This window comes from Clostridioides sp. ES-S-0049-02, assembly GCF_020658465.1.
GTDB lineage: Bacteria > Bacillota > Clostridia > Peptostreptococcales > Peptostreptococcaceae > Clostridioides.
This window is the reverse complement of the sequence record NZ_JACVWG010000005.1, coordinates 1-25,121: the sequence shown is the minus strand read 5'-3', so window position 1 is coordinate 25,121 and position 25,121 is coordinate 1. Positions and strand designations below refer to the sequence as shown.

General features: G+C 30.5%; 24 protein-coding genes. 19 read left to right on the top strand and 5 right to left on the bottom strand.

Annotation, left to right across the window (positions count from 1 at the left end; genetic code table 11):
• Nucleotides 1–68: 68 nt before the first annotated feature.
• Complete coding sequence (locus IC213_RS12550; RefSeq protein ID WP_227863133.1) at nt 69–2,744, bottom strand: transglycosylase domain-containing protein; 2,676 nt, start codon at nt 2,742–2,744, stop codon at nt 69–71.
• 214 nt (nt 2,745–2,958) lie between these two features.
• On the opposite strand from IC213_RS12550, the gene yunB reads away from it, so the two are divergent.
• A complete protein-coding gene (yunB, locus tag IC213_RS12545) occupies nt 2,959–3,657 on the top strand; it encodes a sporulation protein YunB (protein WP_227855418.1) in 699 nt (232 codons plus the stop codon).
• 261 nt (nt 3,658–3,918) lie between these two features.
• Here yunB and IC213_RS12540 read toward each other — a convergent pair whose 3' ends face one another.
• Nucleotides 3,919–4,926: a SpoIVB peptidase S55 domain-containing protein gene (locus IC213_RS12540; RefSeq protein WP_227433392.1), complete on the bottom strand. Its 1,008-nt coding sequence runs from the start codon at nt 4,924–4,926 to the stop codon at nt 3,919–3,921.
• A 227-nt stretch (nt 4,927–5,153) separates the two neighbouring features.
• Between IC213_RS12540 and IC213_RS12535 the strand changes: the two genes are divergently transcribed.
• The 4 genes from IC213_RS12535 to IC213_RS12520 all read left to right on the top strand — a co-directional run bounded on the left by IC213_RS12535 (nt 5,154) and on the right by IC213_RS12520 (nt 9,247).
• Nucleotides 5,154–6,038: an N-acetylmuramoyl-L-alanine amidase family protein gene (locus tag IC213_RS12535; RefSeq protein ID WP_227433391.1), complete on the top strand. Its 885-nt coding sequence runs from the start codon at nt 5,154–5,156 to the stop codon at nt 6,036–6,038.
• Between the two features lie 288 nt (nt 6,039–6,326).
• A complete protein-coding gene (locus tag IC213_RS12530) occupies nt 6,327–6,557 on the top strand; it encodes a hypothetical protein (protein WP_227845551.1) in 231 nt (76 codons plus the stop codon).
• Between the two features lie 469 nt (nt 6,558–7,026).
• A complete protein-coding gene (locus tag IC213_RS12525; RefSeq protein ID WP_227433389.1) occupies nt 7,027–8,577 on the top strand; it encodes an ABC-F family ATP-binding cassette domain-containing protein in 1,551 nt (516 codons plus the stop codon).
• A 28-nt stretch (nt 8,578–8,605) separates the two neighbouring features.
• Nucleotides 8,606–9,247: a TIGR01906 family membrane protein gene (locus IC213_RS12520; protein WP_227433388.1), complete on the top strand. Its 642-nt coding sequence runs from the start codon at nt 8,606–8,608 to the stop codon at nt 9,245–9,247.
• 107 nt (nt 9,248–9,354) lie between these two features.
• On the opposite strand, the gene IC213_RS12515 is transcribed toward IC213_RS12520, so the two are convergent.
• Nucleotides 9,355–9,615, bottom strand: coding sequence for a cysteine-rich small domain-containing protein (locus tag IC213_RS12515; RefSeq protein WP_227433387.1), 261 nt, complete (start codon nt 9,613–9,615; stop codon nt 9,355–9,357).
• 208 nt (nt 9,616–9,823) lie between these two features.
• Between IC213_RS12515 and hflX the strand changes: the two genes are divergently transcribed.
• The 4 genes from hflX (at nt 9,824) to IC213_RS12495 (ending at nt 13,246) form a co-directional block, all read left to right on the top strand.
• Nucleotides 9,824–11,107 carry a GTPase HflX gene (gene hflX, locus IC213_RS12510; protein WP_227482981.1) on the top strand — a complete coding sequence of 428 codons (1,284 nt, stop codon included), beginning with the start codon at nt 9,824–9,826 and terminating at the stop codon, nt 11,105–11,107.
• A 7-nt stretch (nt 11,108–11,114) separates the two neighbouring features.
• A complete protein-coding gene (locus IC213_RS12505) occupies nt 11,115–11,783 on the top strand; it encodes a HEAT repeat domain-containing protein (protein WP_227433385.1) in 669 nt (222 codons plus the stop codon).
• Between the two features lie 85 nt (nt 11,784–11,868).
• Complete coding sequence (locus IC213_RS12500) at nt 11,869–12,312, top strand: NUDIX domain-containing protein (protein WP_227433384.1); 444 nt, start codon at nt 11,869–11,871, stop codon at nt 12,310–12,312.
• 289 nt (nt 12,313–12,601) lie between these two features.
• Complete coding sequence (locus IC213_RS12495; protein ID WP_227863132.1) at nt 12,602–13,246, top strand: YigZ family protein; 645 nt, start codon at nt 12,602–12,604, stop codon at nt 13,244–13,246.
• A 118-nt stretch (nt 13,247–13,364) separates the two neighbouring features.
• Here the strand turns inward: IC213_RS12495 and IC213_RS12490 are convergent, their stop codons facing one another.
• Complete coding sequence (locus IC213_RS12490) at nt 13,365–13,736, bottom strand: sulfite exporter TauE/SafE family protein (protein ID WP_227433382.1); 372 nt, start codon at nt 13,734–13,736, stop codon at nt 13,365–13,367.
• The gene (locus tag IC213_RS12485; protein WP_227433381.1) at nt 13,736–14,122 is read right to left on the bottom strand and encodes a sulfite exporter TauE/SafE family protein; all 387 of its coding nucleotides are present in this window, start codon (nt 14,120–14,122) and stop codon (nt 13,736–13,738) included. The genes IC213_RS12490 and IC213_RS12485 overlap by 1 nt, the downstream gene beginning before the upstream one ends.
• Nucleotides 14,123–14,299: 177 nt before the next feature.
• On the opposite strand from IC213_RS12485, the gene nadE reads away from it, so the two are divergent.
• The 10 genes from nadE to IC213_RS12435 all read left to right on the top strand — a co-directional run bounded on the left by nadE (nt 14,300) and on the right by IC213_RS12435 (nt 24,858).
• Nucleotides 14,300–15,055, top strand: a complete 756-nt coding sequence (gene nadE / locus IC213_RS12480) for an NAD(+) synthase (protein ID WP_227433380.1) — start codon at nt 14,300–14,302, stop codon at nt 15,053–15,055.
• Between the two features lie 82 nt (nt 15,056–15,137).
• Complete coding sequence (locus IC213_RS12475; protein ID WP_227863131.1) at nt 15,138–15,860, top strand: YebC/PmpR family DNA-binding transcriptional regulator; 723 nt, start codon at nt 15,138–15,140, stop codon at nt 15,858–15,860.
• Between the two features lie 156 nt (nt 15,861–16,016).
• A complete protein-coding gene (locus IC213_RS12470; RefSeq protein ID WP_227863130.1) occupies nt 16,017–16,175 on the top strand; it encodes a hypothetical protein in 159 nt (52 codons plus the stop codon).
• A 603-nt stretch (nt 16,176–16,778) separates the two neighbouring features.
• Nucleotides 16,779–17,573, top strand: coding sequence for an enoyl-CoA hydratase-related protein (locus tag IC213_RS12465; RefSeq protein WP_227863129.1), 795 nt, complete (start codon nt 16,779–16,781; stop codon nt 17,571–17,573).
• A gap of 100 nt (nt 17,574–17,673) precedes the next feature.
• Nucleotides 17,674–19,014 (top strand): GntP family permease, encoded by a 1,341-nt coding sequence (locus tag IC213_RS12460; protein ID WP_227835919.1) that lies wholly within the window; start codon nt 17,674–17,676, stop codon nt 19,012–19,014.
• Nucleotides 19,015–19,151: 137 nt separating this feature from the next.
• The gene (locus IC213_RS12455; protein ID WP_227433375.1) at nt 19,152–20,384 is read left to right on the top strand and encodes a CaiB/BaiF CoA transferase family protein; all 1,233 of its coding nucleotides are present in this window, start codon (nt 19,152–19,154) and stop codon (nt 20,382–20,384) included.
• 18 nt (nt 20,385–20,402) lie between these two features.
• Complete coding sequence (gene acrC, locus IC213_RS12450; protein WP_227433374.1) at nt 20,403–21,545, top strand: acryloyl-CoA reductase; 1,143 nt, start codon at nt 20,403–20,405, stop codon at nt 21,543–21,545.
• Between the two features lie 10 nt (nt 21,546–21,555).
• A complete protein-coding gene (locus IC213_RS12445; RefSeq protein ID WP_227845554.1) occupies nt 21,556–22,350 on the top strand; it encodes an electron transfer flavoprotein subunit beta/FixA family protein in 795 nt (264 codons plus the stop codon).
• Nucleotides 22,351–22,363: 13 nt separating this feature from the next.
• A complete protein-coding gene (locus tag IC213_RS12440) occupies nt 22,364–23,383 on the top strand; it encodes an electron transfer flavoprotein subunit alpha/FixB family protein (protein WP_413926626.1) in 1,020 nt (339 codons plus the stop codon).
• 98 nt (nt 23,384–23,481) lie between these two features.
• Entirely contained in the window at nt 23,482–24,858 is a 1,377-nt protein-coding gene (locus IC213_RS12435) for a sigma-54 interaction domain-containing protein (protein WP_227433371.1), read from the top strand.
• The last annotated feature ends 263 nt before the right edge of the window (nt 24,859–25,121 follow it).

The following is a 25,121-nucleotide window of genomic DNA, read 5'->3' as shown; positions in this document are numbered from 1 at the left end:
GGCAACTCCTTATATTTTTGTTTGAATTTTAATTATTTATTAATAGTTAAATGTAATCTTTTATTAAACTATGGTGTTGTATTTCCACCACCATCAGGAGGGGTGACAGTACCACCACTGTTTCCACCATTGTCAGGAGGGTTAGTAGTACCATCACTGTTTCCACCATTGTCAGGAGGGTTAGTAGTACCGCCACTGTTTCCACCATTGTCAGGAGGAGGAGTAGTACCGCCACTATTTCCACCGTTATCAGGAGGAGTAGAGCCACCACCATTATTACCTGAATTATTGTTGTTATTATTGTTTTCTTCTTCTTGTTGATTATTATCTGGTTTCTTTGTATCTTCAGGAGATGGCTGAGAACTTACTCTAGAAGGAGCAGTACCTTCAATAAATGCTGCTTTAGAGCCAGAAGATTGCTTTCCTCCATCTTCTAAATTAATTTTTGTAAAATATACATTTTTAGGAACTTCAAATTCAGTAACTGTTAAATTTGCATGTATTTTTGCCATGATTTTTTGCCAAAGTTTTGCTGTACTAGTACTTCCATGTGGAACATCTCTACGTTTTATAGTGTTACCAGCATCATCTTTTCTACCAGCATCATCTCCAATGTATGTTGCTCCTACATAATAAGGTGTATAACCAACAAACCAAGCATCATATGCGCTATTTGTAGTACCTGTTTTACCTGCAACAGGCATTCCTTTAGGAAGTGATGCAATACCACCTGTACCTTCAGTAATTACACTTTCTAACATATCTGTAACAACATAAGCTACTTCTGGGTCTACAACTTTATGCTCTTCAGGAGCGTTTTTAACTAATAATTGCCCATCAAAAGTAGTTATAGTAGTGTAAATAGATGGTTCTACATAAACTCCTTGATTTGCTAATGTACCATAAGCAGCAGCCATCTGAAGTGGAGTAATACCACTTGCCATACCACCAAGTGTTAATGCTGGGAACTGTCTATCAGTTGCTCCTGTTTGGCTATTTTTAACAGTTGTTATACCAAAGTTCTTTAAGTAGTCCATCATTATATCTATACATTCATCATAAGAATCTCCAAGCATCTCAGCAGTTTTAACTGCTATTGTATTTGAAGATTTAGCAAGAGCTTTACGTAAACTCATAGAGCCATGACCACTAGTGGTAGTTCTTGGATTCCATTTAGTGTTTTCTTCAAATTTATATCCTCCTCTAACATCATTTAGAGCAGTTGATTGTGTAATCTTTAAAGTATCAATAGCTGGTGTATAAATTGCTAGAGGTTTTATAGAAGAACCTGGCTGATGAGGGCTAGTAGCACGATTTAAAGTTTTTCTGCCACTTATGTTTCGGCCTCCAGCTAGTGCTCTTATTTCACCATTTTTGTAATCTAAAATTACCATTGCAGACTGTGGCTGGCTAACGCCATCAGGTCCAACCATATGTCCTGGGAAATTGCTATTTTTATCAAATTCTTCTTCCAAAGCATCCTGCATTTTAGGGTCTATAGTTGTATTTACAATTAGACCACCATTGTAGAATAAGTTTTGAGCTTCATCATTTGTATGTCCTTGTTCCATTAGGGCATTTATAACTTCACTTTCAATAAGGTCTTCTACAGATGAAGAAACTTTATCTGCTGATTTAGGTAATTTTATTTCTATCTTAGCATTAATTGCTTCATCATATTCTTTTTGTTTTATATATCCTAGGTCTAGCATTTTCTTTAGAACAACTTCTTGTCTTTTCTTAGCCTCAGGATTACTTACAGCTTTTCTGACAACTAATGTACCTGCTTTTAGCTGTCTATAAGTATCATTAGATATAAGTTCCCAAGTTTTTAATTTCTCAATCATATCAAAGTCTACTTGAGTTGGGTCATCTAAATTATCATCAGTTGTATTAACAAAAAATAACAACTTATTCTCTAAGTCACTCTTAGTTTCATTTCCATCTAATTTAGAAGTTTTGTAAGCTGAGAACCTAGATGGATTTTTAGTTGAACCAGCAAGAAGTGCTGACTCAGCTATAGTAAGGTCAGCTGCAGACTTATCAAAATAACCACGTGCACCAGCCTCAGCTCCTGCTAGACCTCTACCAACGAAGAAGTTATTTAAATAAGTTTCTAGTATTTTGTCTTTACTTACTGTCTTACTCATCTCATATGCATAATAAATATCTTTTATTTTACGAGGTAGAGTTTGTTGCTCAGTAGTCAATAGCATCTTAGATACCTGCATAGGAATAGTACTACCACCTTGCTTAGTACCAGTAAGAGTTTTTAATACTGATCTAAATAAACCTTTAATGTCAACACCCTTGTGTTCATAAAAACGTTCATCTTCTATTGCAATTACTGCATGTTGAAGATGAGTTGAAATTTTATCTAATGGAACGGGTGTCTTTTTATTTACACTTGGAGCAGTAGATAATGTTTTTCCATTAGCGTATTTAATTGTAGTTGTCTGGTTTGTTTGCTTGTCTAAAACAGCTTCTGTAACTGGAGAGACATCTCTTAGTGATGCAAATACTAATCCAGCAGTACCTGCTGCACCAACAACTAATAAAACTAAAAATACTATACCAAATACTCTTAGTTTTTTAAATTTATCGCTTTTCTTAGATTTCTTCTTGCTTTTAGTTGAATGAGTTTTGTTAGCTGAATTTCTATTAACTGGTTTATTTGAGCTACTAGATGAACTAACCTTTTTTCTTCTTATTTTATTTCCATTTTTATCATTATCGTTATTCATAAGATTTTAACCTCCTTACTTAATGCAATATTATAACACAAATAGGAGTAATTTTGTAATTAATAGAAAAAATGAATTTGCTATAATATTCTGTACATTGTAGATATGTATAAACAAAATGTATTAATAAGTCTATATTTTTATTTATTTATTTTTGACAAATATTATAAAAATTATGCCAAAGTTACATATAAATAAATAGGAGGGGATAAATTTGAATAGGATAGTAGATAGAAAAAAGAAAAATGAATTTAGAAAAATTGTAGCTATTTTCTTGTTAATTCTTTTCTTGTCTGTATTTATAGGCAGTTTCATATATATAGATAAAAGTTTAAGACCAACAATTACAGTTTTAGCAGAAACAAAAGCTCTTGAATTGGCAAACAGGTCTATAAATAAAGCTGTTGCTGAAATGGTAGAAGGGAAAATAAATTATGAAGATTTAATGGATATACAGCTTGATAATAACGGAAAAATAACTATGATACAAGCAAATACTATTATGATGAATGAAATTGCATCTGCAATAGCTTTAGAAATACAAGATGAATTAAAAAAAGGTAAAACAGCAGATTCTTACATACCTATAGGAACAGCATTAGGAAGTCCTATATTAGCTAAATACGGCCCTAAACTTGAAGTATCTATTGAACCTATAGGAACAGTATCAGTAAACTTTAAAACGGAATTTGAGTCTTCAGGCATAAATCAAACAAGACATAGGATATATTTAGAAGCTCAAACTCAAGTGAAAGTAGTAATCCCACTTATAACTTCAACAAAACAAATTAAAGCTCAGATACCTATCTGTGAGACTATAATAGTAGGTGATGTTCCAGAAAGTTATGTAAATATACCTGAAAAGAACCTTGGCAATGTTTTACCTAACACTGGAAAAAATACTAACAAATAATATTAATGATATTTATTTTTTAATAAATTTGAAATAATAGTTTATAAATAAAAATTATGTCAATAATAAGTAATAAATAAGAATCAATATAGTTGTAATAAAAATTAATATAATTGTAATAAAAATTTATGTTTTAAAGTATGTAAAATATTTAATATATTTGGTCTGTAGAGTGAAGAAATATGTCTTCAGACCAAATATATTATAAACATTTATTTAATGATGATTTAAGAGTTACAAATTACTTATATAATTTATTATCTAAAGCATCCATTTAATAAATACACCATAACCTACAGCTGGGTCATTTTCAATGGCATGAGAAACTGCTCCTATTATTTTATCATCTTGTACTATTGGAGTACCACTCATACCTTGTACAATACCACCAGTTTGAGCTAAAAGGTTTTTGTCAGTGATTTTAATTTTAAAACTTTTACTCTCAGGATGGTTTTGGTTTTCTATATCTATAATTTCAATATTATATTTTTTACATTCATTAGAGTTGTTTTGTAAAATTATTTGAGCTTTTCCCAGCTTAACTTCATTTAGTGAAGCTACCTTATATTTTTTTAAGCTAGAAATATCAAAGTTATTAATTTGACCTCTTATTCCAAAATCAGTGTTTTCTGTAAAACTACCAATAATATTTTCTCTTTTTGCATTTATACATCCAACACTACCTCGATAGGATTTTTCTATGTCGAGGTGCTTAGTTGTAGAAATTGAACCTGATTTTATAGGTATTTTTCTTGAATTACCAACACTTATTGGGTGACCTACGGCACCAAATTCTGAGGTTTCTGGATTGATATAAGTCAAAGTAGCAAATCCAGAAAGTAAGTTATTAAAACTAATTTTTTCTAATATGTGTTTAGTTGTTTTCATTGTTAAAAGTTGACCACCTCTATTTAATAAAATAGACACTGGTTTTTCTTCTGGTAAAGCATTTAGTGTATTAGCAAAATCACTATATCCATCAACTTCTATATTATTTACTTTGATTATAGCATCACCTAATCTAAATGGAGATGCTTCACCAGGACTTCTAACGATGATATTTTTTAGTTCTGCATCAATTTGAAGAACATTTCCTATAGGTATTAAATATTGAGGTTCACTTTTTTGTAAATTTTGTGCATAAATTAAATTATTTGAGAAAAAATATAATAAAAATAAAAATGTTAAAACAATTGTAAATTTTGACTTAGCTAAGTTGTTTCTTTTACTTAAAGATTTATCTTTAAAATAAAAATTTTTAAATTGCATAGAACACCTCTTTCTTATTAAAATATTTTAATAATAAAATTGAAATTTTCTTGCTGCTTCAATATTATGTTGCTCAAGAATCAGTTTTTGATGCTTGGAAAACTGACACAATAACTCCTTAGTTTTCATAAAAATAAATAAAATAAACAAGGTATATGATAAAATAGATACATATTCATATAAATTTAAAATAGATAATAGCTGTCTATCATTGAAAGGAGCAAAAGATGAAAAAATATAGATTGTTAGTTACTTGTATAATTGCCATGGGAATTATAATTATAGGTACATCAAATCCAGTTACCAATTTTTACAAGACAACAAATTTAATTAATTCAGGCACTACTAAAAATGAAAAAACAGATAAAGATGAAAATAAAAATATAAAAGATAAAGATAAAGATGAAAATAAATCAAATTCAAAAAGCAAAAATGATAATAAGTCAGAGGATAATAAATCAGATAATAAAACAGAAACTCAAAAAAATAAAAAGTTTTTAATTTGTATAGACCCAGGGCATCAAGGAAAAGGGGATAGTAATTTAGAACCAGTAGCTCCAGGTTCTTCATCTCAAAAAGCAAGAGTATCTTCAGGAACAGAAGGTATAGCTACAAAGAAAGCAGAGTATGTTTTAAATCTTGAAGCATCTGTAGTTTTAAAAAATATATTAGAGTCTAAAGGTTACAATGTAATAATGACTAGAGAAACACATGATGTAAATATAAGTAACTCAGAAAGAGCAATACTTGCTAATGAGAAAAAAGCAGATATGGTTGTAAGAATACATGCAGATAGTTTAAATAATTCTTCAAAGACTGGTGCATCTATATTAGTTCCTGAGAAGGATGGAAAATATACAGCTCCTATATATGAAGATAGTAATAGATGTGCAGAATTCATCAAAACAAACATGGAACAAGCTGGGATACAGATAAATGGAATTGTTCAAAGAGGAGATTTGACTGGATTTAACTGGTCAAAAGTGCCAGCTGTATTAGTAGAGATGGGATTTATGAGCAACTATAATGAAGACCAAATGATGTCAAATCCAGAATATCAAAGAAAAATGATGCAATGTGTAGCGGATGGATTAGATGAATATTTTAAATAAAACATAAATAGAGAAAAAAATTGGGATGGTACTATTTTCCTAATTTTTATCTCTATTTTTTATTCAAATAATAGTGAAAAAGCAAATTACAAGGCTACATACCTGTTTGTATAAGAGACTACAAACCTACATTAAATGGAAAAATAGACATTTACATATATGACTATATTTTCATAATAAACCCTAACTATATAATTTTGTAAAGTTAGATAATATTTAGGAAGAATTTAAAGCTGATATACTTTATTAAGAAAAGACCAAAAAAAGAAGAAAACAACAAAAAGAATTATGTGTATTATAGGAAGAAAACTAAATAAAGAAAACTTTTTACTATCACGAGTTTTGATTAATGAAATAATATATGAGATAGGATATAAACCAGCAAGTAGCATAGTAATTAAAGCAATCACAGATTGTATAATCTCACTGAAAATCTTCCAGTTTACCATTCCTAAATCAGCAACAGAAATGATAGTTCCAATCCATGTTATTAGAGAAAATGGAATTGGCAATGCATAAATAATATAAATAATAATGAAATATTTTTTCTGTTTAATAACTATTTTTCACCTCCGTTTAGATAAATAACCTGTAGCACCACTTATCGCCTAAGGCAAGCAAACGTAAATTGGTTTTATTCTATTCTAATAATTGTGTCTATAAATATCAAATGATTTGCATTGTGTCAAAAACTTATATTAATGTTCATCAGAAATTTTGTTTATTTGAGAATCAATCAGAAACCATTTTATAATTTCAAGATTAAACAGGCTACAAAGAAATTATAGCATGCATGTATTTTTTAGTCGATAAAGAAGTTCTATCATTGATGAAAGTATCTATTTTTATTTTACATAATACAGCTATAAAGTTTATTCTCAGTTAAATTATTGTAAATATAACTAAAAATATTGGTAATACTTGATTTAAGTTTAAAAAGAATATATTATAGTATAGAATGTGTAAAATTTTTTTGAGAGGTGTTAGAATGCTAGTAGTAGAAAACGTAAGCCACGGATTTGGAGCAAGAACAATATTAGAAAATGTATCCTTTAGACTTAGAAAAGGTGAACATATTGCACTAGTTGGCGCTAATGGAGAAGGAAAATCGAGTTTTTTAAATATAATAACGAAAAAGCTTATGCCTGATGCTGGAAATATAAAATGGTCTTCAAGAGCTACAGTAGGTTACTTAGACCAACATACAGTATTAAGTAAAGGTAAAAGTATAAGAGAAGTGCTTAGAGAAGCTTTTAAGCATATGTTTGATTTAGAGCAAGAAATGATTGCTATGTATGACAAGATGGGAGAAGCTAGTGATGATGAGATGAGTAAGCTTCTTGAAGAAACAGCAGAAATACAAACTATACTTGAAAATAGTGGTTTTTATATGATAGATGCAAAGATACAAGAAGTTGCAAATGGTCTTGGTCTTGGAGAGATTGGTCTTGATAAGGATGTAACTGATTTAAGTGGAGGTCAAAGAACAAAAGTACTTCTGACTAAACTTTTACTTGAAAATCCAACTATTCTTATACTGGATGAGCCTACAAACTATTTAGATGAGGAACATATAACATGGCTTACTAGATATCTTCAGGAATATGAAAACAGTTTTGTTCTAGTATCACATGATATTGACTTTATAAATAATACTTGTAATGTAATATATCATATGGAAAATGGCGAGTTAAATAGATATAAAGGTAATTATGATGAGTTTGTAAGACTGAATGATATAAAGAAACGTCAAGAAGAGCAAGCTTATGATAAACAAGTTGAAGAAAGAAAAAGGTTAGAAGATTTTGTAGCCAGAAATAAAGCTAGAGTTGCAACAAGAGGAATGGCTAATAGTAGACAAAAACAACTAGATAAGATGGAAATACTAGAAAGACCAAAGGAAAAGATAAAACCTACTTTTTCTTTTAAAGATGCCAGAGCAGCAAGCAAGATAATCTTTGAAACAGAAGACTTAGTTTTAGGTTATGATGAAGCGTTAACAAAACCACTTAACTTCCATTTAGAAAGAGGAAAGAAGGTTGCTTTAAAAGGGATGAATGGTATTGGTAAATCTACATTATTAAAGACATTACTTGGAATAATAAAACCATTTGGTGGAAATGTTAGATTGGGAGATTATTTAGAAGTTGGATATTTTGAACAAGAGAGTTCAAGAGAAAATAATAATACACCTATGGATGAAGTCTGGAGTGAATTCCCTGGTCTTACGAATTTTGAAGTTAGACAAGTCCTTGCAAAATGCGGACTTACTAATGAGCATATAACTAGTCAAATGAGAGTATTAAGTGGAGGCGAAGCTGCCAAGGTTAGACTTTGTAAAGTTATGCTAAAAAATATAAACTTCTTAGTATTAGACGAGCCTACAAACCACTTAGATGTAGATGCAAAAGACGAATTAAAGAAAGCTATAAAAGAATTTAAAGGTACAGTTCTTTTAGTATGCCATGAGCCAGAATTCTATTCAGAAATTGTCGATGATGTATGGAATATAGAAGATTTCACTACTAAAATCGTTTAGGTAATTAATTTGTTACTGGGGGGATTTCATGAAAAAGTTTCTAAATATAATTTTTTCAGTGTGTATAAGTGTGGTTGTAATAGTAGGTGCTATTAATTTTACTGTTGGATTTAAGCAACTTTATTATTTTGATATTGATTATTTAAACATATCAGAGTTATCTGGTTTATCTAAAGATGATATAAAATTAAATTATGATTACTTAATAGATTACAACCTAAGCAAGGATGTATCTGAGTTTAAGTTACCAACATTAGAATCTTCTCCAGAAGGGAAAATACATTTTGAAGAAGTGAGAAATATATTTCAAAATATCAATAAATTAGCTAAGTTATTAATGATAATTTCTTTGGTGGGAATTATATTAAGTATAAAAAATAAAAATATAAAACTACTAAAAACTATATCAATGACATTGATAATAATGCCAGTAGTGTTGGCACTTCCTATTTTGTTGAATTTTGAAAAATCATTTATTATTTTTCATAAATTATTATTTAGAAATGATTATTGGATATTTAATCCTGATTTAGACCCAGTTATAAATATGCTTCCAGAAGAATTTTTCTTTCATGCTGGAATGATGATTTTAATATTGATTTTTGCAGTAAGCATGTTGATTTTTGCAATGTATAAATTATGTAAATTATTTAAAAGTAGAAAGATATAAGGTAGAGCGATATAAATTAAAACTTATATAATAAAAATAGCTATGTAATATTATTTAGACGAAAAGGAGTCAAAAAATATTTATGCATAGCTATTTTTAATAAAAAATTATTTTTTGCAAGTAATTTTAACTAAGTCTTGAAATTTTCCCATAATATAATTATAATTATCTTTTTTATGAGGTAGTATACAGCTACTGCAATCTTTAATGCCTTTCTCTGTGTACTTAAAGTTTCCTCCACAATTTTCTCCTAAAGCATATAAAGGACAATAGCAAAATAAACAGTTAAATTCTTCTGGTTTATCAGTTTTATGACAAGGGAAAAACTCACAATCTTTGTGATTAAAAAATTTATAATTTTCGCCCATATTTTCCTCCTAATTTAAATAAAATATGAAATCTTTTATAACTATATAAGATTTTGGTGATAATATAATTATACAATATTTTTATTAATAGTTGATAATATAGTACTCTTAATCATATTATTAATGGTATAATTAGTCAACAGAGAAATAATGTAAGTGTTTTTAATACAATTAGATTATGTTTTATAACAAAAAATGAGGTGATTAAGTGAAAGAAATTCAAGAAAGAGCACTTCTTGTAGGTCTGAATTTGACAACAATAGTTAAAAAAAGTGATGATATAGACACTAACGAATCCATGGAAGAACTAAAAGAATTAGCGAAGGCTGCTGGAGCAGAGGTTGTAGGTAGCTTAATTCAAAATAAGCAAGCTGTTGATGCAGCTTATTATATAGGAAAAGGTAAGGTAGAGGAAATAAGAGCATATAGTGAATCATTAGATGCTACTTTAGTAATTTTTAATGATGAATTATCTGGCGCTCAAATTAGGAATATTGAAAATGTTGTTGGAAAAAAAGTAATAGATAGAACTACCTTAATTTTAGATATATTTGCTCAAAGAGCACTTAGTAAAGAAGGTAAATTACAGGTCGAATTAGCACAATTAAAATACAGATTACCACGACTTTATGGAATGGGTGGTGAAATGAGTAGAACTGGTGCAGGAATTGGAACGAGAGGACCTGGTGAACAAAAGTTAGAAGTAGATAAAAGACATATACTTAATAAAGCAGCGGATATAAGACGTGAACTTAAAGAGGTAAAAAAGAATAGAGAGACACAAAGAGTTAAGCGTTTAAAATCAAATATACCAATTGTAGCACTTGTTGGATATACAAATGCAGGAAAATCGACCTTACTAAACGAATTAATAAAGACACACAAGGATTATGAACAAGAAAAAGAAGTTTTTGTAAAAGATATGCTTTTTGCAACTTTAGATGTAACTTTAAGAAAAGCTCTTTTGCCAAACAAGAAAGAATTTTTAGTAGTAGATACTGTTGGATTTGTTAGTAAACTTCCCCATGATTTAGTAGAGGCATTTAAGGCTACACTAGAAGAAGTACAATATGCAGATTTAATTTTACACGTAATTGACACAACGAACACTAGTTATGAATTGCAAAAAAGTACAACTGAAGGTGTATTAAAAGAACTTGGTGCAAATGATAAAAAACATATACTTGTATACAATAAAGTAGATAAGCTAGAGTTAGATATATATCCTAAGAGTCAAGAAGATATTGTGTATATATCTGCAAAACAAGGCATAAATATGGATAAACTATTAAATATGATAGAAATTGCTTTAATGGAAAATACTTATTCAGTAAGTTTGATGTTACCTTATGAAAGAGGTGATATATTTAGTAGAATAAAAGATAAATACAATGTGGAGAATTTTGAGTATGGGGAAAATGGTGTAACATTAGATGTAAATTTAGATGAAGAAGATTTTAATATCTATAGAGAGTACATATTAGAAAAATAGGTTTGATATGGATATAAATTGGGAAAATATAGATAATCTTGAAGATTATTTTATAACCTATCTTCTTTACAAAGAATCTAAAACAGTATCTCAAATTAGTAAAATTAGAAACATTTCAAATGTTGAAGCAAGTGAGCAACTTATACAAGCAAAGTTGAAGATAAAAGAAATGCAAAAAGATGATTTTGAGGCATCTAAGGACATTTTAGATAAATTTTTAGAATTAGATAAAATTAAGAGACTTGATTTTATGGATAGCTTAGATGACGAAAAAATGGTATACTTTAAGAGAAAGGTTTTCAAAAGAATCCTTGTAGAGAAAAATGCTGAAGATTTGATTGTTTTAATTTGGGCAACAGGTGAGCTAAAAGATGATAGATTTTTGAAGTTACTCCATCAGCTCACAAACCACAGACACTCAGATATTAGAAGAATAACTTATTCAGCAATAAGAAAGATTGAGTCACCAAGTAGTAGAGAAGTCTTACAAAAAGGTCTCTACGATAAAAATGCACAAACTAGACAATATTGTGCAAAAGCTCTTTCAAAATTAGGAGATGAAAACAGTTTAAAGATTTTACAGCAGTTAAAAGATAAGAATAAGAATTTTGAAAAAGAGTACGTGCTTAGAGCTTATGATGAAGCCATTGAAGCATTATTAAATTTGAAAAAGTAATTTTTTATTAAAGCAATTTGTTTACTTAATGATTTATTTATGGAGTTTAACAAGGTAATTAATAAATTAATGGGAGGGGTTTCAAATGATAGTAAGACGTTGTGCAGGTGGAGTAGTGTTTTATGCTAATAAAGTACTTATTGTAAAAAATGATAGAGGTGAATGGACACTTCCAAAAGGAAAGATACTTGGAGGAGGACTTCCATATGAAAGTGCTGTTGAAAGAGTTAAAGTAGAAACTGGCATAGACGCTAAAATGATAGATGTAGCTGGCGATACTATGTATGAATTTTTCTCAAGAAGTAGACAACAAGAAGTTTGCAATGCGATAATGTGGTATGTTATGGAAGCTTGTAATACTGAATGTGTACTTGCTCCTGAATTCCAAGAAGGTGGATTTTACAAGATAAAAGATGCTTTAGAAATGTTGTCACATCATAAAGAGCAAGCTTTAGTTGAAGTATCTTATAAAAAGTTTAAAGAATTAAAGAAATTAGTTTCAGAGGGCGACGATGTTCCAGCAAACTAGTAGTGAATTTATAGAGTTTTGAGGAAGGGATAGACCCTTCCTTTTTTAATTCCAAGTTTTAGAAATGTATACTTTATAGTTTATCTGATTTGTATTTTAATAAATTATATTGATTTATGTATCAATAAATTATATTAAAAATAAAAATTAAAAATCTTGTGATTTTATTATATAATTGTCTTATAATGCTAACTAAATGAATACTAAAAATTTTATTTACATTTTGATTGGAGTAATTTTTATAAATAAAGATATATTTTAGCAAATGACAAAAATAGGAGGAGTTATAATGAGTAATTATAGGACGTTACACGAATTTGGAACAGATGAAATAACAATTGAAAAATCTGTTTTTATTGGATATGCTAAGCCTATACAAAGTGAAGAAGAAGCAGTAGAATTTATAAATGAAATAAAGAAAAAACACAAAGATGCAAATCATAATGTGTGGGCTTATACAGTTGGACAAAATATGAATATACAAAGGTATAGTGATGATGGAGAGCCACAAGGAACAGCAGGGATACCAACATTAGAAGTCATAAAAAAAGAGGACTTGAGAGATGTAGTAGTAGTTGTCACTAGATATTTTGGTGGTATAAAATTAGGTGCAGGTGGTCTGGTTAGAGCTTATACAAAAGGTGCTAAATTAGGCTTAGAAGCTGGAAAAATAATTAGTAAGGCAATGTACCAAGAAGTTAAAGTTAAGATAGATTATACTCAACTTGGAAAGGTACAAAATGAACTGATGAATTTAGGGTACTTTATAAAAGATACCATATATGAGGATAATGTTGAGATAATAGTATATTCAAAGTTAGAAGATGTGGAGAATCTATCAGAGAAAATGATTGATATAACAAGTGGAACAGGAAAGATAGTTTTAGGAGAAGAATTTTATTTATCTGAACAGGATGGAGAAATTTTACTATAAAAATCTTACTGTAATTTAAGCTAAAAGTAAAAAAGTAGAGTAGCAATATAGAAGATAAAAGCATAAAAATAGAATAGTTATATAGAAAATAAAAGCCATTAATTTATATTAAAATAATTTAATGGCTTTTATCAGACTTTGCACAGAATCCTTTTTTAACTTCAAATAAACCAACTAAAAGTAAAAACACTCCAAATATTTTCTTCAATATATCAGACGATAAATAATTAGCTAATAGTGAGCCAAATATAGCTCCTAACACTCCAAATACAGCTATTGGAATAACTAATTTGAAAATTACGTTTTTATTTTTGATATGTATAGCTAATGCTATCAAAGTCATAGGTATGGAGGAAAGTAAGTTTACACTCTGTGCTATTTTAGTATCTATACCAGCAAGTAAAACGAGAGCAGGAATAAGAATAGTTCCACCGCCCATTCCCATTCCTCCAATAATTCCTGCAAAAAATCCAATTAAAGCAAATAACATTAAAACACCATCCTTAATGCTGCAATTATCATAATCAAGCCAAAAGAAATCCTAAGAAACTTTCCAGTAACTTTATTTAGTAATTTAGCCCCTATAATACCACCAACAATACTTCCTGCCGCAACTTTTATTGTTAAGTTAATGTCGTAAGTTCCTTTAGAAACATATAAAACAGAACTTGCTGTTGTCAAGAAAATGATTATAGAAAGAGCTGTTGCATGAGATTTATGTTCTTCTACCTTCACAATATCATTTAATATTGGGACTAAAAGAGTACCACCTCCAGAGCCAAATACTCCGTTTATAAATCCTGTAAATACTCCAATTATCGTATTTTTTATATTGAAATCAAAATATTTTTTCCTTAAGTTATTAGTATTTTTCATAAAAACCACCTTCTAAAATAGTTTTACCAAAATAGGCAAATTATATTTATATAAAATAATATTAAATATAATCTTTCATTTTTGCTTAAATTTGAATAAAAAAAAACATGTTAAAACAACATATTAATATATGGTATAATATATTAAAACAAAGTAGTAAATTGAGAGGAGATAACAATGTCGAATATAAAAATACAAATAGACAAAACTGTAGAATGGCTTAAAAATAAGGTTAATGAGGCAAATGCAAAAGGATTAATTGTTGGTGTATCTGGAGGAATTGATTCAGCAGTAGTTGCCAATTTAATTAAAAAAGCTTTTCCAGAAAACTCTATGGGAGTTATAATGAGCATAAAAAGTAATCCTCAAGATAGAGAAGATGCACTTAAGGTTATAGAAGGATGTGATATAGAATATCTTGATTTAGACCTTATAGAACCACAAAGTGCTATATTAGACATGGTGGTAGGAAATTTAAAAGAGAAACATTTATATAGAGAAGAATATTTAAAAATGACAGATGCAAATTTAAGAGCAAGAGTAAGAATGAGTACTATTTACACAATTGCTAATAACTTAGGATATTTAGTTGTTGGTACAGATAATGCTGCAGAAATACACACTGGATACTTTACTAAGTTTGGTGATGGTGGAGTTGACATTTTACCAATTGCAAATTTAACTAAAGCTGAAGTATACGAATGGGCAAAAGAACTTGGTGTTCATGAAGATTTAATAAATAAAGCTCCTTCAGCAGGTCTTTGGGAAGGACAAACAGATGAAAATGAAATGGGAACTACTTACAATATGATAGATGCTGTATTAGAAGGTAGATTAGATGAAGTTCCTCAAAGAGACCAAGAGATAATAGAAAGACTTCATAGAATAAGTGAACACAAGAGAAAAACGCCTGCACAACCTCCTAAGTTCTAATTTACTATTTTCAAGATTTGTGATAAAATTTACAAGTGATAAAAATTAGAATAATTAATTGTACGTATTAAGGAGTGGAAATATGGGACGTATAGGAAATATAATTAATAGAAAAGGTAAACAAGATGCTCAAAGAGCAAAAATATTCACTAAACATGCTAGAGCAATAGCCGTTGCAGCTAAAGAAGGTGGAGCAGACTCAGAATATAATGCAGCATTAAAAACAGCTATAGAAAAAGCTAAGGCAGATAATATGCCAAATGATAATATAGATAGAGCTGTTGCTAAAGGTGCTGGTGCAGGTGCTGGAGAAGACTATGAAACTATAGTTTATGAAGGATATGGACCTGGTGGGGTTGCTGTTATAGTAGAGACTTTAACTGATAATAAAAATAGAACTGCTGGTAATGTAAGATATTACTTTGATAAAAACGGAGGAAACCTAGGAACTACTGGATGTGTGTCTTTTATGTTTGATAACAAAGGACAAATATTAGTTGGTGCAGGAGATGGCGTTTCAGAGGAAGAATTAATGGATGTTGCATTAGAAGCAGGTGCTGAAGACTTTATAACAGAAGAAGATGGTTATGAAATAATAACTACACCAGAAGATTTTTCTAGTGTTCGTGATGAATTAAAAGCAAAAGGGTATGAATTTATATCTGCTGATGTAAAGATGATACCTCAAACTACAACTGTACTAACTGAAGAATCTCATTTAAAAATGATGAATAAATTAGTTGATATGCTTGAAGAAGATGATGATGTTCAAGATATATATCATAACTGGGAAATGGAAGAATAAATATTCTAATATCTTAGAAATGTATACACCTCTGAGCCATGTTTGCATAATAATATGTTAATATGGTTCAGAGGTGTTTTTATGTCTATAAAAATTGTTCTATAAAAATATATCTTATAAAATATTGTAGATATTAAACATCCTATTATAGGAGACATGAGAGTCAATGGAAATCCAGTTAAGTTGATGACAACAAAAGTTCAAATCAATGTACCAGCGCCATCTTTAGGAGAAAATAATGAGGAGATTTATAGAAGTTGGCTTGGCTTTGATAGTGATAAAATAAATGATTTAAAAGAAAATGGAGTCATCTAATTTTAGAGAAAAAGTATAAATACAATATTCATTATCTTCTAAAAATTGTAAATCAAATCTAAAATTATCAGAAGCATTTAAGATAGGAAAATCTATTTAGACACTAAGTCTTTTTGGATTTTCCTATTTTCGTTAAAAAATTTATACTATTGGAACAGATACATAGATATATTAAGCTAAAATATTAACTATTTAAATTAATAGAGAATAAACTATTTATATGTTGAATAAAGGCTTCTTTATTAGAGTTCAAATAAACTTGTGGATATGTTACTTAAACTATTTTAATGAAAATATCAAAAATGAGACCACATTCTCAAAAATGAGACTGTGTTTTTTAAGTATTTTCTCGAAAATGAGACAAAAATATTGTTTTATGGGTTTTATTGGATAAAAATTCTTTCGTGAATTACAATCTAATCAATTCTAAAGTTAAAAACTATTAAAAATTCAGTGAAATTTATGTATATTTTGTTTATTTTATCAAAAAAAACAGTTTTTTAACAAAAATAGAGAAATTAAATATAAGTTGGCGTAGAACTTGCTACTATATATTAACAAGAAAGTGTAGAAAAAATAACAATGAATAATGGGGGGAATATGATGGGATTTGTAATGGACAATTTGAAAAATCTTAAGGTGGAAGTTAAGGATAAAGTCTGTGTTATTACTATAAATAGACCTAAAGCTTTAAATGCTCTTAACAATGACACTCTTAGAGAATTATCTCAAGTTATTGATGTAGTATCAGAAAAGGATGAAATATTAGGCGTTATTATTACTGGAGAAGGTAAAGTTTTTGTAGCTGGAGCTGACATACGTCAGATGCAAAACTATAAAAGTGAAGAAGGTAGAAAATATGCAGGTTATGCCCAAGGGATTTTCGATAAAATTGAAGCTCTTGAGAAAACAGTAATAGCAGCAGTTAATGGATATGCATTAGGTGGTGGATGTGAACTTGCTATGAGCTGTGACATTAGAATTGCATCAGAAAAGGCTATATTTGGGCAACCAGAAGCTAATTTAGGAGTCATTCCATGTTTTGGTGGAACTCAAAGATTATCAAGACTTGTTGGAACTGGGATAGCCAAGGAATTAATTTTTACAGGAAGGCAAGTAAATGCAGAAGAAGCTAAATCTATTGGTCTTATTAATAAAGTGGTTCCAAGTGATTTGCTTTTACAAGAGTCGATGAATATGATGAACCAAATAGTTGAAAAAGCACCAATAGCAATAAGATATGCAAAAGTTGTTATTAATAAGGGGATAGATATGGATTTAAAAAATGCTCTTGAATTAGAGAAAGATATTGCAGGTTTAACTTTTGCTACAAGAGATAAGCAAGAAGGAATGAATGCCTTTATAGAAAAGAGAAAACCGATTTTTGAAAATAAGTAGCTATTATAACTATTGAAACAAATATAGAACATATTTAAAATCTAAATTTCGTGAAAAAATACATATAGTTTTATAGTTTAATTTTAAAAGGAGTTAATTTATGAATACGGGAGTAATTATAAGTTTAGTAGGGATTATCATAGCCCTATCCCTTCTAGTTGTAATGGTTATGAAGGGAGTAAATATTTTTATAATAGCAATTGTATGTTCATTATTAGTTGCTATAACAGGAAATTTAAATGTGTATGATGCACTTAAGGTGGATTATATGACAGGATTTGTTGGATTTCTTCAGGCAAATTTCTTTATTTTCCTAACAGGTACCTTAATGGGAAAAATAATGGAGATTACTGGAGGAGCAAAATCTATTGCTAAGATGATTGTAAGATGGATTGGGAAGGATAAAGCATTACTTTCTATTCCAATAGCTTGTGGAATATTAGCCTATGGGGGAGTAAGCGTTTTTGTTGTAAGTTTTGCTGTGTTTCCAATAGCTTTAGAAATTTTTAAAGAAGCTGATTTGCCACGACGATTTATACCAGCAGCCTTGACTTTTGGATGTTCAACTTTTGCTATGGTTGCACCAGGGGCACCTCAGATTCAGAATATTGTCCCAGCTTCAACATTAGGAACAGATATTATGGCTGGAGCAGTAAATGGATTTATATCATGTGCAGTAATGTTTATAGTTGGAAGCATTATTTTATACAAAATGGTTTCAAAAGAAAAGGCTAATGGTGGGCATTTTATAGCACATGAATCAGATACATTTGATGAAGTAGCAGCAACTAATTCCAAGAGAAAAAATGGTCCTAATGGTCTAATTGCATTAATTCCATTAATAGTATCAATCTTGATAATCAATGTGAAAATTAATGGAAAAGCAATAGTACCAATTGAGGTAGGAGTATTTATTGGAGCTTTATTAGTGTATTTATTGTTAAATAAATATCAAGATAATGCCAAAATAGTTGGACATGTTGGTGATGCATGTAAAACTACAGTAGTAGCAATATGTAATACTTGTGCTGTAGTTGCATTTGGCTCAGTTGTAAAATCAGCAGTTGGTTTTGACTTCATAGTTAATGCTATGACTAATATTCCTGGACCTCCTATTGCAGGGGCTGCAGTTGGGACTACAGTTATTGCAGGTATCTGTGGGTCAGCTTCAGGTGGACTTGGAATTGCAGCTCCACTTCTTGGACCAGTATTTTTAGCTAAGGGTGTTTCTGCTGCTGCATTAACTAGAACTATGGCAATTTCGTCAGCAGCATTAGATTCACTTCCACATAATGGATATATCGTTACTGTAACAAATGGTCTATGTAATGAATCACATAAGGATGCTTATATGCCAATATTCTGGGTAACTGTTTTAACCCCGATTATTGGAACTGTAGTAGCAGTTCTTCTGTTTACGATGTTCCCAGGATTACCATAACAGAAAAGATAAAAAGTATAAATTATATTTTGATATTGTAGAATCAATTTTCAAAGTATGTATAATAAATTTTATGTTTTAATAACATAAATACCATATTTAAAATACCAAGTTGACAGTATAAGGAGGAATTGAAAGTGTTAAATAAACCATTAGAAGGAGTTAAGGTCATTGACTTAACATATTTTGTAGCAGGTCCAGGTACTTCTAAAATATTAGCTGACTGGGGTGCTGATGTTATTAAGGTAGAACCAAGCTTTGGAGACCCAGGAAGAAAGACAGGGGCAACAATGACAATGCCAATAGATGATTATAATAATCCTTTTTACAGCACATATAATTCAAATAAAAGAGGCTTGTCTATAAATCTTAAGAGTGAGGCTGGAATTGAAATTATGGATAAGCTTTTAAGTGAAGCAAACGTATTTGTTTCAAGCTATAGAACAGGAGCGCTAAAAAGACTAGGTCTTGATTATGAATCATTAAGTAAAAAGCATCCACATCTTATCTGGGGACAAATAAATGGGTTTGGTGATTTCGGACCTGCTAAGGATAATGCAGGTTTTGATACAGTTGCTTTTTGGGCAAGAAGTGGAGCTATGCTTGATATTGCAGAGAAGGATACAAGTCCAATAAACCCACCTATAGCCTTTGGAGATGCCACAACTTCTTGCAGTTTATCTGGAGGTATATGTGCAGCTTTATACCAACAATCTAAAACTGGAAAAGGACAAAAAGTAATGGCATCTTTATTTGGACAAGCAATATGGAATGCATCATCTTTATTAGCATCTACACAGTTTAGCGATGAGTATCCAAAAACTAGAAAAAATGCCATTTCTCCAGTAATAAACTCTTATCGTTGTAAGGATGGAAAGTGGATATTCTTAAGCATTCTAGAGCATGAAAGATATTTTGAGGCACTTTGCAGATTATTTGGAAGAGAAGATTTAATAAAAGAAGAGAAATTTGCATCTTCAGTAGAAAGTAAGAAAAATGCTACAGAACTTATTAATATTTTGGATGGTGAATTTGCAAAATTTACTCAAAATGAGATGGTTGAAAAGCTTACTACTGCGGATATAGCCCATGAGAGAATTCAACATGTTAATGATGTGGTAACTGATGAACAAGCTATTGCTAATAACTATATATATGAACATACAAGTAAAAATGGAAATAAGACAATGCTTGCATCCACTCCAGTTAAGTTTGGGAACATTGAAGTTAACATGACTTGTGATGCTCCACTTATAGGAGAACATTCAGATGAGATATTGAGAGAGCTTGGATACAGTGATTCTGATATAGAAGTTCTAATTGAGTCTGGAATTGTAGCAATGAATAAAGAAACATGTGAAGTACGTTAATGAATAGGAGGAAATTTTATGGATTTTAGATTAACAGAAGCACAACTAATGCTTCAAAGAGTAGCAAAAGAATTTGCAGAGAATGAAATAGCACCAATAGCTGCTGAAACAGATAGAACAGGTATTTTTCCAAGAGAGCTTTTTAGCAAAATGGCTAAAATAGGCTTTAATGGTATTGGAACACCTGTAGAGTATGGCGGTTCTGGTGGAGCAGATATAGAAAAGGTAATTGTTGTTACTGAGGTTGCCAAAAAATGTGCAGCATCTGCAGCAATATTATCAATACACACAATATACGCTCAAGCTATTTTGAAATTTGGTACTGAGGAACAAAAGAAAAAATACCTTCCAATGATGGCTGAAGGTGGGTGTGTAGGTGCCTTTGCTTTAACTGAGCCTAATGCTGGTTCAGATGCTGCAAGAGCTGCAACAACTGCAATTATTGATGAAGCAACTGATGAATACGTCTTAAATGGGACTAAGTGTTTTATTTCTGGTGGAGGTCAAGCAGAATCATTAATAATATTTGCATTGACAGAGCCATCAAAGGGAATAAAGGGCATGTCTGCTATCATCGTTGACAAAGGTACGCCAGGTTTTTCAATAGGAAAAATTGAAGAAAAAATGGGTATCCATGGTTCAGAAACTGCAGAGTTAATATTTGATAATTGTAGAGTTCCAAAGTCTAATTTATTAGGAAAAGAAGGGAAAGGCTTTAACATAGCTATGACTTGTCTAGATGGAGCAAGAATTGGAGTTGGAGCTCAAGCTGTAGGAATTGCGGAAGGCGCTTTAGAAGAGAGTATCAAATATTCTAAAGAAAGAGTTCAGTTTGGCAAGCCAATTTCAGCTTTGCAAGGTATTCAATGGTATATAGCAGATATGGCGACTATGGTGGAATCAGCAAAGTTGTTAGTATACTATGCTGCAGACTTGAAAGCTAGAGGGGAAAGACACACTAAAGAAGCTGCTATGGCAAAATACAATGCGTCACGTACTGCAAGAGAGGTTACAAACCTAGCTCTTCAAATTCATGGAGGATATGGATATATGAAGGATTATCCATTAGAGAGAATGTACAGAGATGCCAAGATAACAGAAATTTACGAAGGTACTTCAGAAATACACAAGGTTGTTATTTCAAGAGCAGTACTAGGATAGGAGGAAGAGCATGAATATAGTTGTTTGTTTAAAGCAAGTTCCAGATACTAACGAAGTTAAAATAAATAAAGAGACAGGTACTCTAATAAGAGATGGCGTACCAAGTATAATCAATCCAGATGATAGAAATGCTTTAGAAGAAGCTTTAAAAATAAAAGATGAACTAGGAGCAGTGATTAAGGTTGTAAGCATGGGACCCCCTCAAGCTAAAAGTGCTTTAAAAGAAGCTTTGGCAATGGGTGCTGACGAAGCATATTTAATTTCAGATAGAGCTTTTGGTGGTTCAGACACTTGGGCTACATCTACAATTATTGCTGCTGCTATAGAGAAGGTTGGAAAGTATGATGTAATATTCTGTGGAAGACAAGCTATAGATGGAGATACAGCTCAGGTTGGACCAGAGGTTGCAGAATTCTTAGGTGTCCCACAGGTTACATATGCAAAAGAAGTAAAGGTTCAAGATGATAAATTACTAGTAACTCGTTATACAGAGACAGGAGATTATTTAATAGAAGCAAAGATGCCAGTTTTATTAACTGCTATAAAAGAGTTAAATAATCCAAGGTATCCAAGTGTCAAAGGAATCTTAGAAGCTTACAATAATGGAGATGCAAAGATTACTGTGTTAACACTTGAAGACTTAGCTGTTGATACAACTCAAATTGGATTAAAGGGTTCGCCTACAAATGTTTACAAGTCTTTTGTACCAGTTAAAGACAAGCATAATGAAATAATCGAAGGTATAAATAAAAAGGAAAAAGCTAAGAAACTAATAGAAATACTATTCGATTTGAAACTAGTATAGGAGTGTTAAGATGATGAGAGCAAAAGTTAATCAAGGTATAAATTTAAATGATTATAATGGTGTTTGGGTAATAGGAGAGCAAAGGGAAGGTAAAATAAATCCTGTTACTATAGAACTTATTGGTGAAGGAAGAAAACTTGCTGACCAATTAGGAAAAGAGCTTGCAGTTGTAATAGCTGGATATGAAGTAGAGAAAGAAGTAAAGGAGTTACTTCACTATAGTGTTGATAAAGCTTATTATATCAACGACCCTCTTCTTAAAGATTTCACAACTGATGGATATGCAATTTCAATTGCAGGTTTAATTGAAGAGAAAAAGCCAGAGGTTGTACTAGTTGGAGCTACTTCTATAGGAAGAGATATCGCACCTAGAATTGCAGGTAAAGTTGGAACAGGTCTAACTGCTGACTGTACAAAACTTGAAATAGATTCAACAGATAATAAGTTATTACAAACAAGACCAGCCTTTGGTGGAAATTTAATGGCTACTATTGTTTGTCCAAAAAATAGACCACAGATGTCAACAGTTCGACCAGGTGTTATGGCAAAAGCTGTAAGAACTGAATCAGAGACTGGAGTTTTAGAGGTTGTTACTCCAGAACTTAATGAAAAAATGATTAGAACTAGATTAGTAGAAATTCTTCCAAAAGAAAAGAAATCTATAAATCTAACTGATGCTAGAATAATAGTATCAGCAGGAAGAGGATTAAAGAGGGCAGAAGGATTTGAACTAATAAAAGAATTAGCTGATAAATTGGGGGCAGAGATTGGTGCTTCAAGAGCGGCAGTAGATTCAGGGTGGATAGAACATTCTCATCAAGTGGGACAAACAGGAACTACTGTTAGACCAGAGTTATACATTGCGTGCGGGATATCTGGAGCAATACAGCATTTAGCAGGTATGAGTGATTCTAAATATATAGTTGCTATAAATAAAGATTCAAAGGCACCTATTTTCAGTATATGTGACTATGGAATTGTAGGGGATTTATATGAAATTCTACCTGAAATGATAGAATCATTAAATAGGTAACTTCTAGAAAACATTGAATATATAGAATGGTAAGTCTTATAATATTGTATTGTAAGACTTATTATTTTTGCTGAAGGTTATAGTGGAGGGATGAAACAATGAAAGAGCACTGGTATAAGGATATATTTGCAAGAGTATTATCCATGACTGATGATGGTTTTATTGTTGTAAATAAAGATGGAGTAATCATAGATATTAACGATAAATATTGTGACTTCTTAGGGAAAGAAAGAGACGATATAATAGGACACAATATACAAAGTATTATACCAAATACAAAAATGTTAGATATTATGAGAGATAAATATTGTGAAGAAGGAGCTATACACCATTACTCAGGTGGAAAAACAAAAGAAAAAAGTGTAATAGTAAGTAGGTCTTATGTGGAGAATGATAATGGAGAAGTAGTTGCAGGGGTAGCTCAAGTTAAATTTAGATTACAATCCTTTGATGTAGCTAAAAAGTTAATGTCAGAATATATGGAACTCCAATATTATAAAGAACAGTTCAAGGATAAATGTAGTTTTGACAAGCTCATAGGTGAAAATAGAGATTTCATAGAACTTAAGAAAACAGGTATGAAAGCTTCTAAAACGAACTTCTCAGTGCTTTTAACAGGTGAAACAGGTACAGGTAAAGAAGTCTTTGCTAGAGCAATTCACAATAATAGCAGTAGAGCAGACAAGCCTATGGTTAGTATAAACTGTGCTGCAATACCAGAAGAACTATTAGAATCAGAGTTATTTGGGTATGACGAAGGAGCTTTTACAGGAGCAAAAAAAGGAGGCAAAAAAGGTAAGTTTTTAGTTGCAAATAATGGCACAATCTTCTTAGATGAAATAGGTGACATGCCTTTGACCATGCAAGCAAAACTTTTAAGAGTTCTTCAGGAAAGTGAAATAGAACCAGTTGGAGGTCTTAAAACTATAAAAATAGATGTAAGAGTAATCTCTGCTACAAGAAAGAATTTAAGTAAAATGGTTGAAGAGGGATTATTTAGAGAAGATTTATACTATAGGTTAAATGTAATAAATATTCATATGATGGAATTAAAGGACAGACAAGATGATATTTTATTGTTAGCAAATTATATACTAAATAAATTGAATGTTGAATATAAGGAATTGAAGGTTTTAAGTGATAAAGTTAAAAATTGTTTTATTAACTATATTTGGCCAGGAAATATAAGAGAACTGCAAAATGTAATAAAAAGTGCTTATGCTGTAAGTGATGATATGGTCATTATGATGTGTGACCTTCCATCTAAAATGGATAATATAAGCAGAGTAGCTCAATGTAATGTGGATAGTAATTGCTCAATTCATGAAATGGTTGAAAATTATGAGAAGAGTTTAATTATTGATGTATTAAGGAAGTACAATTGGAAATGTTCCAAGGCAGCAGAGGTTATGGGAATACACAAAAGTCTTTTGTATAAGAAAATAAAAAAGTATGAAATTGAATTAAACAATTAAGATGACTTGAATTAAGATGACTTGAATTAAGATTAAGGCACACAAAAAATCACCCTTATACAGTGAACTATACCCACTGTTTTAACTGTATAAAACAGTGGGTATAGTTCAAAATTAGAGTGATTTTTACTTTATTGGTAATGTAAAATAATTTGTGCTTCAAGGTTAATAAAAATCTTCTTTATGGCAATGATTTAAATATAATCAAATGTCGTAAAGGAGATTTTTTATGAATACTTTAAGAAAACAATTAGTCAAAGAAA